Annotated in this window: 11 protein-coding genes and 2 tRNA genes; 6 read left to right on the forward strand and 7 right to left on the reverse strand. The window is 63.0% G+C overall.

The window, feature by feature from the left end; genetic code table 11:
- Positions 1-287: 287 nt before the first annotated feature.
- Genes BLS61_RS04845 through puuE form a run of 4 tightly spaced genes read right to left on the reverse strand, consistent with a single transcriptional unit; the run spans position 288 to position 3,636 of the window.
- Entirely contained in the window at positions 288-1,586 is a 1,299-nt protein-coding gene (locus BLS61_RS04845; RefSeq protein WP_090428142.1) for a urate hydroxylase PuuD, read from the reverse strand.
- Between the two features lie 47 nt (positions 1,587-1,633).
- Positions 1,634-2,137 carry an ureidoglycolate lyase gene (locus BLS61_RS04850; protein ID WP_090428145.1) on the reverse strand — a complete coding sequence of 168 codons (504 nt, stop codon included), beginning with the start codon at positions 2,135-2,137 and terminating at the stop codon, positions 1,634-1,636.
- A 45-nt stretch (positions 2,138-2,182) separates the two neighbouring features.
- Positions 2,183-2,698, reverse strand: coding sequence for a 2-oxo-4-hydroxy-4-carboxy-5-ureidoimidazoline decarboxylase (gene uraD, locus BLS61_RS04855; RefSeq protein ID WP_090428148.1), 516 nt, complete (start codon positions 2,696-2,698; stop codon positions 2,183-2,185).
- Positions 2,699-2,709: 11 nt separating this feature from the next.
- Complete coding sequence (puuE, locus tag BLS61_RS04860; protein WP_090428149.1) at positions 2,710-3,636, reverse strand: allantoinase PuuE; 927 nt, start codon at positions 3,634-3,636, stop codon at positions 2,710-2,712.
- Positions 3,637-4,038: 402 nt separating this feature from the next.
- On the opposite strand from puuE, the gene uraH reads away from it, so the two are divergent.
- Positions 4,039-4,392 carry a hydroxyisourate hydrolase gene (gene uraH, locus BLS61_RS04865; RefSeq protein ID WP_003243320.1) on the forward strand — a complete coding sequence of 118 codons (354 nt, stop codon included), beginning with the start codon at positions 4,039-4,041 and terminating at the stop codon, positions 4,390-4,392.
- 304 nt (positions 4,393-4,696) lie between these two features.
- Here uraH and BLS61_RS04870 read toward each other — a convergent pair whose 3' ends face one another.
- Positions 4,697-6,037: an NCS2 family permease gene (locus BLS61_RS04870; protein WP_090428152.1), complete on the reverse strand. Its 1,341-nt coding sequence runs from the start codon at positions 6,035-6,037 to the stop codon at positions 4,697-4,699.
- 584 nt (positions 6,038-6,621) lie between these two features.
- Between BLS61_RS04870 and BLS61_RS04875 the strand changes: the two genes are divergently transcribed.
- Positions 6,622-7,389: a GntR family transcriptional regulator gene (locus tag BLS61_RS04875; RefSeq protein WP_090428155.1), complete on the forward strand. Its 768-nt coding sequence runs from the start codon at positions 6,622-6,624 to the stop codon at positions 7,387-7,389.
- Between the two features lie 613 nt (positions 7,390-8,002).
- Here BLS61_RS04875 and BLS61_RS04880 read toward each other — a convergent pair.
- Positions 8,003-9,556 carry an MDR family MFS transporter gene (locus BLS61_RS04880; RefSeq protein WP_090428158.1) on the reverse strand — a complete coding sequence of 518 codons (1,554 nt, stop codon included), beginning with the start codon at positions 9,554-9,556 and terminating at the stop codon, positions 8,003-8,005.
- Positions 9,546-10,595 (reverse strand): HlyD family secretion protein, encoded by a 1,050-nt coding sequence (locus tag BLS61_RS04885; RefSeq protein ID WP_090428161.1) that lies wholly within the window; start codon positions 10,593-10,595, stop codon positions 9,546-9,548. Before BLS61_RS04885 ends, BLS61_RS04880 begins: the two co-directional genes overlap by 11 nt.
- A 107-nt stretch (positions 10,596-10,702) precedes the next feature.
- Here BLS61_RS04885 and BLS61_RS04890 point away from each other — a divergent pair, with 107 nt between their 5' ends.
- The 4 genes from BLS61_RS04890 to BLS61_RS04905 all read left to right on the forward strand — a co-directional run bounded on the left by BLS61_RS04890 (position 10,703) and on the right by BLS61_RS04905 (position 13,528).
- The gene (locus tag BLS61_RS04890) at positions 10,703-11,623 is read left to right on the forward strand and encodes a LysR family transcriptional regulator (protein WP_090428163.1); all 921 of its coding nucleotides are present in this window, start codon (positions 10,703-10,705) and stop codon (positions 11,621-11,623) included.
- Between the two features lie 34 nt (positions 11,624-11,657).
- Positions 11,658-13,139 (forward strand): glutamate--tRNA ligase, encoded by a 1,482-nt coding sequence (gene gltX / locus BLS61_RS04895; RefSeq protein WP_090428166.1) that lies wholly within the window; start codon positions 11,658-11,660, stop codon positions 13,137-13,139.
- Between the two features lie 177 nt (positions 13,140-13,316).
- A tRNA-Ala gene (locus BLS61_RS04900) sits at positions 13,317-13,392 on the forward strand.
- Positions 13,393-13,452: 60 nt separating this feature from the next.
- Positions 13,453-13,528: transfer RNA gene (locus BLS61_RS04905), tRNA-Glu, on the forward strand.
- Positions 13,529-13,531: the final 3 nt, after the last annotated feature.

A 13,531-nucleotide genomic window follows, 5' to 3' on the forward strand; every position in this document is an offset into this window, starting at 1 on the left:
ATTTATTTTTGGATTGTGCACAAAAAATGAACCGCCGGTCAGCTTTCGCTGCCGGCGGTTCATGGGGAGGTGCTGCAGGCGGCACCTCGGCAGGAGGTAGCCGGGGAGGGCAGCCGCGGTCGTAGGGTGGGCTTCAGCCCACCAACGGTGATGAGCGTGGGCTAAAGCGGAGTGCACGGGTCCACCACAGGCCCCTGAGCCTGCCCTGCAACACCTGGCCATGGCTAACAGGGGGCATAACCTTAAAAAGATGCCGCGCCCATTCACGGGCGCGACATGTGTGGCAATCAGTTGATCTGCGCGCCCTCGGCGATCCAGCTGCCGATCAGGTCGCGTTCTTCCTGGGTCATCTGGGTGATGTTGCCCAGCGGCATGATCTGCGTGGCCACGGTCTGCGCATGGATCTTCGCCGCCTGCGCCTTCATCTGCTCGGGGGTGTCGAGCATCAGGCCGGCCGGCGCTGCGCTGAACATCGGGCTGGTCGGGTTGGCCGAGTGGCACACGGTGCAGCGCTCATGGATCACGCTCTCGACCTGGGCGAAGTCGCTCGCCCCCGCATTGGCGGCTGGTGCGCCGTCCGTGCTGGCGGCTTGCTCGACAGGAGCTGCTGCCGGGCTTGCTTGCTCGACCTTGGCCGGGGTTGTGCGGGCCGGCTGTTCGACGGCTGCTACTGGCGCAGCAGCTGGCGCGCGGTGCGCTGGAGAGGTGACATAAGCCAGGCAGATCATGCCCAGCGCTGCGGCCGGCAGGGTCCAGACGTACTTGCTGCTGTCGTGGCGGGTGTTGAAGTAGTGGCGCACCAGCACGGCCAGAATCGCGATACCGGCCAGGATCGCCCAGTTGTACTGGCTGCCGTAGGTGCTCGGGAAGTGGTTGCTGATCATGATGAACAGCACCGGCAGGGTGAAGTAGTTGTTGTGGCGCGAGCGCAGCAGGCCCTTGGCCGGCAATACGGGATCGGGCGTACGGTTCTCTTCGATGGCCTTAACCAGCGCACGCTGGGCCGGCATGATGGTGAAGAACACGTTGCCGACCATGATGGTGCCGATGATCGCGCCGACATGGATGTACGCCGCGCGGCCGCTGAAGATCTGGCTGAAGCCATAGGCGGCGGCGATGATCAGCACGAACAGCACGGCGCCGAGCAGGGCGGGGCGCTTGCCCAGCGGCGAGTCGCAGAGGAAGTGGTAGATCACATAGCTGATCGCCATGGAACCGAGGCCGATGGCGATACCCATCGCCGGGGACAGCTCGACGCCCGGCTTGACCAGGTACAGGCTGGGGTTGAGGTAGTACACCACCAGCAGCAGGGCGACGCCCGACAGCCAGGTGGCATAGGCCTCCCATTTGAACCAGTGCAGGTTCTCCGGCATTTTCGGTGGGGCCAGCTTGTACTTTTCCAGGTGGTAGATACCGCCACCGTGAATCGCCCAGAGGTCGCCCGACAGGCCCTCGCGTGGGTTGCTCCGGTTGAGGTTGTTCTCCAGCCAGACGAAATAGAAGGATGCGCCGATCCAGGCGATACCGGTGATCATATGGATCCAGCGGATGCCCAGGTTTAGCCATTCGGTGAAATGTGCTTCCACGATCTGTACCTCTTTCCCGGGGGAGGCACGCCAGCCCCGGGCTTCTCTTATTGGTGGGGGTTGAGGAGAAGGAGCTCGTCCTCATTGAAGAAATGCTCATCGCAGTTGTTGCCGGAACCACTGCGATCAACCACCAGGAAGTCATCCCGCTTTTCGATCGTCAGCACCGGGTGGTGCCAGACGCCGCGATGGTAATTGACGCCCTGCCTGCCATTGCTGAGGAAGGCACGGACGGACCCTGATACAGGTACATCGCCAACTGGCGCGACCACGATCAGAAAGGGGTTGCCGAGCAGCGGAATGAAAGCCTGGCTGCCCAGCGGATGGCGTTCCAGCATGCGGATGGTCAGCGGCATCTCCAGGGCTTCGGCGCTGAAGATGCTGATGATGGCCTTGTCCTCCGGCTGCGCGGTCTCCACGGTGGCCAGCTTGTGATAGCGGCGGGTGGAGCCGTTGTTGATCATGAAGAAGTCGCTGCCCTCGGTTTCGATCACGTCACCGAAGGGGGCGAAGGCTTCTTTGCTCAGGGGCTCGATGGTCAGGCTACGCATGGCTGTTCTACTTGTTCGATTCGGTTTGTTGGGCTGCGCCAGCCGTTACAGCTGCTGCAGACGGAAGAGGGCGATCTTGTTGATCTCGGCCAGGGCGGTGGCGAATTCCTGCTCCGGCGTGTTGTGAATGCGCTCCTCGAAGGCGGCCAGGATCTGGTGGCGGTTGCTGCCCTTGACGGCCTTGATGAAGGGGAAGCCGAACTTGGCCTTGTAGGCGTCGTTGAGTTCGGTGAAGCGGGCGAACTCCTCGGCGGTGCATTCGTGGATGCCGGCGCCGGACTGTTCGGCGGTGCTCGAAGCGGTCAGCTCGCCGCGGATGGCGGCCCTGCCGGCCAGATCCGGGTGCGCGTTGATCAGCGCCAGTTGCGCCTCATGACTGGCGGACAGGAGGATGTCGGCCATGCGCTGCTGCAGGCCGTCGATCTCGTCTACCGACGCGTCCAGGCCGAGGTCGTAAGCCTTCTCGGCCACCCAGGGCGAGTGCTCGTAGATGTCGGCGAAGGCTGCGACGAACTCGTCGCGGCTCAGCTTGGAAGGGGTCAGGGTCTGGAAACGGCTCATGGACGGCTCTCTCATTCGGTCGCGCGGAAGGGGTGGGTGGCGTGCCAGTGCCTGGCGATGTCGACGCGGCGGGCGCACCAGACCTTGTCATGGCTCTTCACGTAGTCGATGAAGCGCGCCAACGAGGCCAGGCGCGCCGGACGGCCGAGCAGGCGGCAGTGCATACCGATCGACAGCATCTTCGGCGCGCCTGCCTGGCCTTCGGCGTAGAGCACGTCGAAGGCATCCTTGAGGTATTCGAAGAAATCGTCGCCCTTGTTGAAGCCCTGCACCTGGGTGAAGCGCATGTCGTTGGTGTCCAGGGTGTAGGGGATCACCAGGTGCGGCTTCTCCGCGGTGCTGGCCGGGTCCCAGTAGGGCAGGTCGTCGTCGTAGGTGTCGGAGTCGTAGAGGAAGCCGCCTTCCTCGCGCACGATGCGCCGGGTGTTCGGCCCCAGGCGGCCGGTATACCAGCCCACTGGGCGCTCGCCGGTCAGCTCGGTGAGGATGCGGATGGCCTCGAGCATGTGCTCGCGCTCGGTGGTTTCGTCGACATTCTGATAGTCGATCCAGCGGTAACCGTGGCTGCAGATCTCGTGGCCGGCGGCGACCATCTGGCGGATCACCTCGGGGTGACGCTGGGCGGCCATGGCCACGGCGAAGATGGTCAGCGGGATGTCGTGCTTCCTGAACAGCTCGAGCAGGCGCCAGACACCGGCTCGGCTGCCGTATTCGTAGAGCGACTCCATGCACAGGTTGCGCTGGCCCTGCAGCGGCTGGGCGGCGACCATCTCGGAGAGGAAGGCCTCGGACTCCTTGTCGCCGTGGAGGATGTTGCGCTCGCCGCCTTCCTCGTAATTGAGCACGAAGGACAGGGCGATGCGGGCATCGCCCGGCCAGTGCGGATGGGGCGGGTTGGCGCCGTAGCCGATCAAATCGCGTGGGTAATCAGCGTTCACTGCAGTCTTCCTATCTGGATCGTGGCGGTCACTGCGCGCCTGGCAAGGGGTGGCTGCGCGACCGGGATGGTTAATTGTATACAAAGTTAGTTGCCGTTTGTAAATCGACTTTTCATCATTTTCTTCGTTGCACGGCGTGCAGGGAAAATTGCCTGAATGGTCAGCAACGGATGCTGATCGCTGCGTAGCTGCTGGCTCGCGATCGAATAAGCAGTGAACCGCTTTGGTGCGTCGACGGCATCCGAATGGAATTTATTGTGTACAATTTATGCGTAAAGTGTTTTATATTTCCTCTGCGTGCTATCCTGCCATTGCGTCGGAGCATTGCGACGAGCCGATTTCAACAGAGTAGAGGAGGTGTGGTGTTCGTTGGGCGCAGGTCGCCACGAGCATCCGAGACCCATGGGACGTTTGACTACGCATGTACTGGACGCCGCACACGGCTGCCCAGGGAGTGACATCAAGGTCGAGCTGTATCGCGTCGAAGGCGCGCAGCTGGAGCTGATCAACAGCGTGACCACCAACCACGACGGCCGTTGCGATGCGCCGGTGCTGCAGGGCGATGACTACCGCACGGGCGTGTATCAGCTGCACTTCCATGCCGGCGACTACTACCGTGCCCGTGGCGTGAAACTGCCCGAGCCGGCCTTCCTCGATGTGGTGGTACTGCGCTTCGGCATCGATGCCGGCCAGGAGCACTACCACGTGCCGCTCCTGATTTCCCCTTACAGCTACTCCACCTACCGCGGTAGCTGACTGACTGGCGGGCCAACAGCCTGCCAGACGAATGCTTGTCACCCTCAGACTCGTTCGAGTCCTTACGCCCGCTCACACTGCGGGCTTTTTTTCGTCTGCGTGTAGGGTGCGCCGTGCGCACCGGAACCCCGCGTGGCACCGTGCCGCGCCTTGAATCCGGTGCGCGCGGCGCACCCTACGAGCGACCCGTAGCCCGGATGAAATCCGGGGCCGGCGATATGCTCGCGACAAGCGCGCCTGTCATTGCGACCAAACGAAAAGCCCCGGCACAAGGCCGGGGCTTCGATCAACGAAGGGTGTGCCCTTAGAGGAAGGCGAACTTGGCGATGAAGATCACGCACAGCACATACAGGCTCAGCGATACCTTGTCGCGCTGGCCGGTCAGCAGCTTCAGCGTCGCGTAGGTAAGGAAGCCCAGGGCGATGCCGTTGGCGATGGAGAAGGTCAGCGGCATCATCACCACCGTGACGATGGCTGGAATGGTGTCGGTGTGATCCTTCCAGTCGATGTGCGCCATGCCGCTCATCATCAGCATCGCCACGTAGATCAGCGCGCCGGCGGTGGCGTAGGCGGGGATCATGCCGGCCAGCGGGGCGAAGAACATCGCGGCGAGGAACAGGATGCCGACGGTGACGGCGGTCAACCCGGTGCGGCCACCGGCGGCCACGCCCGAAGCGCTCTCGACGTAGCTGGTCACCGGCGGACAGCCGACCATGGCGCCCACCACGCTGGAGGTGGAGTCGGCCTTCAGCGCTTTGGACAGGTTGTGGATCTTGCCGTCTTCGTCCACCAGGTTGGCGCGGTGGGCCACGCCCATCAGGGTGCCGGCGGTGTCGAACATGTTCACGAAGAGGAAGGCCAGGATCACGCTGATCATGCCCACATTGAATGCGCCGGCAATGTCCATGGCCAGGAAGGTCGGCGCCAGGCTCGGTGGCATCGACACCAGGCCGCCATATTCCACCAGGCCCAGGGCCCAGCCCAGGGCGGTGACGCCGAGCATGCTGAACAAAATGGCGCCGAATACGTTGCGGTGGCTGAGCACGGCGATCAGCAGGAAGCACACCGCGGCGAGCAGCGCGGAAGGATTGCCGAACGAGCCCATGGTCAGCAGGGTAGCCGGGCTGTCGACGACGATGCCGGCGGTCTTCAGGCCGATCAGGCCGAGGAACAGGCCGACCCCGGCGCCCATGGCGAAGCGCAGGCTCATCGGGATGCTGTTGAGCAGCCATTCGCGGATCTTCGACAGGCTCATGATCATGAACAGCACGCCGGAGATGAACACCGCGCCGAGGGCGATCTGCCAGCTGTAGCCCATTTCACCGACGACGGTGTAGGTGAAGAAGGCGTTCAGGCCCATGCCTGGTGCCAGGCCCACCGGCCAGTTGGCGTACAGCCCCATCAGGAAGCAGCCCAGGGCTGCGCCGATGCAGGTGGCGACGAAGGCGGCGCCATGGTCGATACCGGCGCCGGCCATGATGTTGGGGTTGACGAAGATGATGTAGGCCATGGTGACGAAGGTCGTCAGGCCGGCCAGCAGCTCGGTCTTGATGGTGGTGCGGTGCTCGGTCAGTTTGAAGAAGCGGTCGAGCAGGCCACCTCTTGCCAGTTGATTCGCGTGTTGTTCTTGTTTGACGCTTTCCACAGCGGGTACTCCTCATCTCTCTTGTTGTGTACCGCCCAGAGCGTTGCGCAAGAACAATGCTCTCTGAGGCAGGCGGTGTTTTCGGCGGTGCTTCCTGGCTAAGTTGTTGACCGAGCGGTCAAGAAGTCACTCAGGCGCGATTATGAGGTTGTATACAAAAAATGCAATTAATGTTTTTAATGTTGCATTAATCGCACCAGTTGACGGGGCGGGCATGCATGCGACCGGATTTGGCGACAATCCCTCGAGCCTTGAAAGTAAAAGTCTTTAAAAACAATTAGATAAGATCATGGCTGGCAAAGGAGTCTTTGGCTGCCTCGGCGGTCATCTGCCAGCCGTGGGCTGCCCTTAGCTGCTAATGAACTGAGACGGGGCCTATATATAAAGAAAGGATTTGATGCGCTGCGCTCAACCGAAGGCAGTCTGCCGCCATTGGGCAGCTATGGCGTCAGGTGTGGTAGCTGATTGATCTGTGTACAATTGCGCGAATTTTTTTCTGATGTTTTTTCGCTCGGAGCTTGTCAGCCACCGGGTAGAACACAGTAGAGTCGCAGTGTCGCCGACTCTCATTGACGCGAGCCAGAATGAACGATCAATTGCAGCCACTGAAGAAGCAGCCGCGTGCGGGCAAAAGCAGCCGCAGCGGGACTCAGGACGATGTCGTATATGCCCACATTTTCGATGCCATTCTCGAGCAGCGCCTGGCGCCCGGCACCAAGCTGAGCGAAGAGGCGCTGGGTGAGATCTTCGGCGTCAGCCGCACCATCATTCGCCGCGCCCTGTCGCGCCTGGCCCACGAGGGTGTGGTGCTGCTGCGCCCTAACCGCGGTGCGGTGGTGGCCAGCCCCAGCGTCGAAGAAGCCCGGCAGATCTTCTATGCACGCCGCCTGGTCGAGCGCGCCATCACCGAGCTGGCCGTCGAGCATGCCACCGCCGAGCAGCTGGCCGAGCTGCGGCAGATGGTCAAGGACGAGCAGGACAGCTTCTCCCGCGGCGATCGTGGTGCCGGCATCCGCCTGTCCGGCGAGTTCCACCTGAAGCTGGCCGAGGCCGCGCGCAATGCGCCGCTGGTGAGCTTCCAGCGCAGCCTGGTGTCGCAGACCTCGCTGATCATCGCCCAATACGAAAGCGGCAGCCGCTCGCATTGCTCCTACGACGAACACAACCAGTTGATCGACGCCATCGAGGCGTGCGATGCTGAGCGTGCGGTACACCTGATGATGCACCACATGGATCACATCGACAGCAAGCTCAACCTGGACGAGGAAAGCGCCTCGGACGATCTGCACGCGGTTTTCTCGCACCTGCTGCAGACCAAGAAAAAGCCCGGTCGCAACGCTGCCAATCGCTGATTCGTTGCATGTAACAAGAAAGCCCCGATGCTCGTGCCTCGGGGCTTTTTCGATGTGGAGATGATGTGGCTGAGGCAGGGCGCGTTTGTGTAGGAGTGGCTTCAGCCGCGAAATGCCCCGCCTGGAAGACCGCCGCACTGTGGGGGGGCTTCAGCCGCGACAAACCATCGCCGCTAAAGCGCCTCCCAGAAAGGTTGATAGCGCAGACCGCGTAGCCCGGATGCAATCCGGGGCCAGCAGCCCGAGCTCCCCGGATTACATCCGGGCTACGGTCTTGTTGGAGCCACGCTCGGCGCGAAGCTTTCGGTTTTGCGGTGTGCTTGCAATTCGCCGCGAGGCGCGGCTCCTACAGGGTAGGGCGGTGCCTGTGGGGTGTGTGTAGGAGCGGCTGGGCGGCATTCCGCTTCAGCCGCGACAAACCATCGCCGCTAAAGCGCCTCCCACAAAGGTGGATACCGCAGACCGCGTAGCTGGATGCAATCCGGGGCCAGCAGCCCGAGCTCCCCGGATTACATCCGGGCTACGGTCCTGTTGGAGCCCCGCTAGGCGCGAAGCTTTTGGTTTTGCGGTGTTCTCTCGATTCGCCGCGGGGCGCGGCTCCTACAGGGTGGGGTCAGTGAGCTGCGCCGCCGCCTGCCATGTTCTGCGGCAGCTTCCGCGTCAGCAGGATCGCCAGCATGCTCACGCCTAGGGCGATGCCGATGAAGTGGAAGGCATCGTTGTAGGCCATTATGGTCGCTTGTTCGTGAACGATCTGGCTGAGCCTGGCCAAGGCCGCCTGTTCGCTGCCGAGGGTCTGCGTCAGCAGCTGCAGACGCTCCTCGACCTGCGGGTTGGTTGGCACGATGGATTCGCGCAGGTAGTCGAAATAGACCTTGGCGCGGGCATCCAGCAGGGTCGCGAGCAGGGCGATGCCGATGGCGCCGCCGAGGTTGCGCAGGATGTTGAACAGGCTCGAGGCCGAGCCGGCATCCTGCGGCAGGATGTAGGCGGTGGCGATCAGCGACACGGTGACCATCACCAATGGTTGGCCAAGTGCGCGGATGATCTGGATGTGCTGGAACTGCTCGCCGGCGAAGTCCGGGTTGAGCACCCCGGAGAAGAAGCTCGCCGCGCCGAACAGGGCGAAACCCAGGGCGCACAGCCATTTCGGCGAGATGACCTTCATCAGCCTGGGCACCAGCGGAATCAGGAACAGCTGGGGTACACCCATCCACATGATCACTTCGCCGATCTGCATGGCGTTGTAGCCCTGGATTTGTGCCAGGTACAGCGGCAGCACGTAGATCGAACCATACAGGCCGACACCGAGGCCCAGGCTGGAAATGCTGGCCAGGCCGAAATTGCGCTCGCGCAGTACGCCGAGGTTGATCAGCGGGTTGGGCCGAGACAGCTGCAGGATCACGAACAGGATCAGGCTGACCAGCGCCACGCTGCCGAGGCCGACGATCAGTTGCGATTCCAGCCAGTCCTTGCGGTGACCCTCTTCGAGAAACACTTGCAGGCAGCCCAGGCCGAGGCCCAGGGTGACGATGCCGGCGTAGTCGGTGGTCTTCAGCAGCTCCCAGTGCGGCGCCTTCTTCTCCAGGCCATAGAGCAGCCCGGCGATCATGATCAGGCCGGGCGGCACGTTGATGTAGAAGATGTATTCCCAGCCCCAGTTCTCGGTCAGCCAGCCGCCGAGGGTGGGACCGATGGAGGGGGCGAAGGTGGCGGTGATGGCGAACAGGGCCATGCCCTTGGCGCGGTGTTGCTCGGGTAGCTTGATCAGCGTCATGGTGAACGCCAGCGGGATCAGCGCGCCGCCGGTGAAACCCTGCAAAGCACGGAACACGATCATGCTTTCCAGGCTCCAGGCCAGGGAGCAGAGCAGCGAGGCGATCAGAAAGCCCACCGATACCCATACCGCCAGGCGCCGCGCCGAGAGCAACTGCACCAGCCAGGCGGTCAGCGGGATCATGATGATCTCGGCCACCAGATAGGACGTGGAAATCCACGAACCTTCCTCCAGGGTGGCGGACAGTGCGCCTTGGATATCCTTGAGTGAAGAGTTGGTGATCTGGATATCCAGCACCGCCATGAAGGCGCCGAGCATGGCGCTCATCACCGCAATCCAGTCGCGGCGGCTGGGCTCCGCCGTCGGGCGGATCAGCGCATCACCCGCCATGGCTGTCGTCGCTGCGCAGATCGACCGTGACTTCCACCGACATGCCGGGGCGGATCAGTCCACGCAGCGGATTGTCGGCTGCGAAGGTCAGCTTGACCGGGATGCGCTGCACCACCTTGGTGAAGTTGCCGGTGGCGTTGTCTGGCGGTAGCAGGCTGAACTGCGCGCCGGAGGCGGCGAACAGACTGTCGATACGGCCTTCGATGGGCGTGTCGGGATAGCTGTCGAATAGCAGCTCGGCCTTTTGTCCCGGGCGCATGCGGCCGATCTGGGTTTCCTTGAAGTTGGCCTGGATCCAGATGTCCTGATCCGGTACCAGCGACAGCAGGTAGGCGCCGCTTTGCACCACCTGGCCTTCGCGGGCCGAGCGCTGGCCGACCATGCCGCTGATTGGCGCGTGAATCTGTGTGCGCGAGAGGTTGAGGTCGGCCTGTTCCAGGTCGGCCTCGGCGGAAAGAATCAGCGCGTCCAGGCGCTTGAGCTCGGCTTCCAGGCTGGCCACCTGCTGACGCTGCGCCTGCAGATCGGCCTGGGCCTTGGCCACTTGCGAGCGGGCCACGCGATTGTCGGCGGCCAGGGTTGTGACCCGCTCTTCGGAGACATAACCCGGCTTGCGCAGGGTCTGGGCGCGGCCGAGATCGAGTTTGGCGCGATCGAGGGTCGCCTGGCTGGCGGCGACGTCGGCCTGGCTGGCGGCAATCAGGCTGGCCTGCTGGTCGAGCTTGCTCTGCGCCTGGGCACGCTCGGCCTGGTGGGTTTCCAGAGCGGCGAGGGCGCGCTGGCGAGCCAGGCGGAAGTCGGCGTCTTCCAGCACGGCCAGCAACTGGCCAGCCTCCACATGCTGGTTGTCGCGCACCAGCACCTTTTCGATGCGCGCATTCAATTGGCTGGAAACACGGGTGATCTCGCCCTGTACGTAGGCGTTGTCGGTACTCTCGTGATAGCGGCCAATCAGCAGCCATTGAGCGAGCAGGGCGCCGACGATAAGGGCCAGAAGAATCACGAAGACGAGAAGGCGGCGTTGCAGTTTGGCGGGCATGCTTGAGGCTCGGGATGCGGCAGAGAAATGTAAGTAAATTTAACCATGTTCCCTTTGCGCTAGTAGACTCTAGACTTGGCATGCTTTGTTGCTTATGAGGAACAATCATGGGGCTCGATGACGCACTGATCTTTACCCGAGTGGTGGAGTGCCACAGCTTCACCCAGGCTGCGACCAGCATGGGAATGCAGAAGTCGACAGTTAGTCGGCGCATCGCGCTGCTCGAGGAGCGTCTGGGCGTCCGTCTGCTCAATCGCACCACGCGCAAGTTGCGTTTGACCGAAGTAGGACAGGCCTATTACGAGCGTTGCCGGCAGATCATGCTCGACTTCGCCGAGGCCGAGCAGGCGGTGATGCAGCTGCAGCGCGAGCCCTCGGGGCTGTTGCGCATTACCTCACCCATCGAGTTCGGCCAGCTATTCCTTGGGCGAGTGCTGGGCGAGTTCATGCGCCAATACCCGCAGATCGATGCCGAAGTGGAACTGACCTCGCGCTCGGTGGACCCGCTGGAGGAGGGCGTGGACATCGCCATCCAGGTCGGCCAGCCGCAGGATTCCACCCTGATCGCGCGCAAGCTGTTCGAGAGCGGCCGGCGCCTGTGCGCCAGCCCTGCCTACCTGGCTGCCCACGGTACGCCGCGCAGCGTCGCCGAGCTGGAGGGGCATCGGGCGATCCTCCTGCAGCACGATGCCCCACGCTACTGGCCACTGCTGGGTGAGCATCTGCCCTGCCAGCGCGTGATGACCTGCAACAACATCACCTTTGCCCGCGAGGTGACCCTGGCCGGTGCGGGTATCTCCGGTCTGCCGGTGATGATCAGCGAGGAGGCGGTGCGCAGCGGGCGCCTGGTCGAGCTGCTGCCCGAGGCGCGCCTGCCGGTGGGCGAGGTCTATGCCATTTACCCGTCGCGGCGCTTCCAGGCGATGAAGGTCAAGACCTTCCTCGACTTTCTGATTGCCAGCTTGCCCATCACCCGCGGCGGGCTGCTGGAGCCGGGGGGCGCCGGCCTGCTAACATCGCCCGCTTGATTCAACACCTCGTGTCTTCCTTCCGAGAGCATTCATGACCACCGTCCGTACCCGTATCGCGCCTTCGCCGACTGGCGATCCCCATGTCGGCACTGCCTACATCGCACTGTTCAACCTGTGCTTCGCTCGCCAGCACGGCGGTCAGTTCATCCTGCGTATCGAAGACACCGACCAACTGCGTTCGACCCGCGAGTCCGAGCAGCAGATCTTCGACGCCCTGCGTTGGCTGGGCATCGAATGGGACGAGGGTCCGGATGTCGGCGGCCCGCATGGCCCGTACCGGCAGAGCGAGCGCGGCGAGATCTACAAGCAGTACTCGGACGAGCTGGTCGCCAAGGGCCATGCCTTCCCGTGCTTCTGCTCCGCCGAGCGCCTCGACGAAGTGCGCGCGCAGCAGATGGCCAACAAGGAAACCCCGCGCTACGACGGCCATTGCATGCACCTCGACCCGGCCGAGGCGCAGCGTCGCATCGCTGCAGGCGAGTCGCACGTGGTGCGCATGAAGGTGCCGAGCGAAGGCGTCTGCGTGGTGCCGGACATGCTGCGTGGCGACGTCGAGATCCCCTGGGATCGCATGGACATGCAGGTGCTGATGAAGGCCGATGGCCTGCCCACCTACTTCCTGGCCAACGTGGTCGACGACCACCTGATGGGCATCACCCATGTGCTGCGTGGCGAGGAATGGCTGCCGTCGGCGCCCAAGCTGATCAAGCTGTACGAGTACTTCGGCTGGGAACAGCCGGCGCTGTGCTATATGCCGCTGCTGCGCAATCCGGACAAGAGCAAGCTGTCCAAGCGTAAGAACCCCACCAGCATCACCTTCTACGAGCGAATGGGCTACTTGCCGCAGGCCATGCTCAATTATCTGGGGCGCATGGGCTGGTCGATGCCGGACGAGCGCGAGAAGTTCTCCCTGCACGAGATGATCGAGCACTTCGACATCAACCGCGTGTCGCTGGGCGGGCCGATCTTCGATCTGGAGAAACTGTCCTGGCTCAACGGTCAATGGCTGCGCGAGCTGCCGGTGGAAACCTTCGCCGCCGAAGTGCAGAAGTGGGCGCTCAACCCCGAGTATCTGATGAAGATCGCGCCGCACGTGCAGGGCAGGGTGGAAACCTTCAGCCAGATCGCACCGCTGGCCGGCTTCTTCTTCTCCGGCGCGCTGAACCTGGACGCCAAGCTGTTCGAGCACAAGAAGCTGTCGCCCGATCAGGTGCGCCAGCTGATGCAGCTGATCCTGTGGAAGCTCGAGTCGCTGCGCCAGTGGGAAAAGGAGCGCATCACCGGCTGCATCCAGGCGGTGGTCGAGCACCTGGAACTGAAGCTGCGTGACGCCATGCCGCTGATGTTCGCGGCCATTACCGGCCAGGCCAGCTCGGTGTCGGTGCTCGATGCCATGGAAATCCTCGGCCCGGATCTGACCCGCTTCCGCCTGCGTCAGGCGCTGGAGCTGCTCGGCGGCACCTCGAAGAAAGAGACCAAGGAGTGGGAGAAGCTGCTGGCGAGCATCGCCTGACATAGGGTGCGCCGCGCGCACCGGGGTATCCTCGGTTGCGGCGGTGCGCGCGGCGCATCCTACGGCTCGTCGCATAGCCCTAAGTAATTGTTCTAGTGGCAAAAACTTTTGGCTGGCAGGAAAAATGTTGTTGACAGCCAATCGGGGCGCTCTTAACATGCGCCCCGTCCTCGAGATGGGGCTATAGCTCAGCTGGGAGAGCGCTTGCATGGCATGCAAGAGGTCAACGGTTCGATCCCGTTTAGCTCCACCAATCTCGACTCCTTCGGGAGTGCCAGAATCGATGTGAATCGATTCACGATCAGGGTCTTGCGTCCCCTTCGTCTAGTGGCCTAGGACACCGCCCTTTCACGGCGGTAACAGGGGTTCGAGTCCCCTAGGGGACGCCACTT

Origin of the sequence: Ectopseudomonas guguanensis (genome assembly GCF_900104265.1) — a bacterium.
GTDB lineage: Bacteria > Pseudomonadota > Gammaproteobacteria > Pseudomonadales > Pseudomonadaceae > Aquipseudomonas > Aquipseudomonas guguanensis.

Coding starts and splice junctions, on each gene's coding strand:
- BLS61_RS04850 (WP_090428145.1), bottom strand. CDS start 2,137: ATGCGTAGCCTGACCATCGAGCCCCTGAGCAAAGAAGCCTTCGCCCCC.
- uraD (WP_090428148.1), bottom strand. CDS start 2,698: ATGAGCCGTTTCCAGACCCTGACCCCTTCCAAGCTGAGCCGCGACGAG.
- uraH (WP_003243320.1), top strand. CDS start 4,039: ATGGGACGTTTGACTACGCATGTACTGGACGCCGCACACGGCTGCCCA.
- BLS61_RS04875 (WP_090428155.1), top strand. CDS start 6,622: ATGAACGATCAATTGCAGCCACTGAAGAAGCAGCCGCGTGCGGGCAAA.
- BLS61_RS04880 (WP_090428158.1), bottom strand. CDS start 9,556: ATGGCGGGTGATGCGCTGATCCGCCCGACGGCGGAGCCCAGCCGCCGC.
- BLS61_RS04885 (WP_090428161.1), bottom strand. CDS start 10,595: ATGCCCGCCAAACTGCAACGCCGCCTTCTCGTCTTCGTGATTCTTCTG.
- BLS61_RS04890 (WP_090428163.1), top strand. CDS start 10,703: ATGGGGCTCGATGACGCACTGATCTTTACCCGAGTGGTGGAGTGCCAC.
- gltX (WP_090428166.1), top strand. CDS start 11,658: ATGACCACCGTCCGTACCCGTATCGCGCCTTCGCCGACTGGCGATCCC.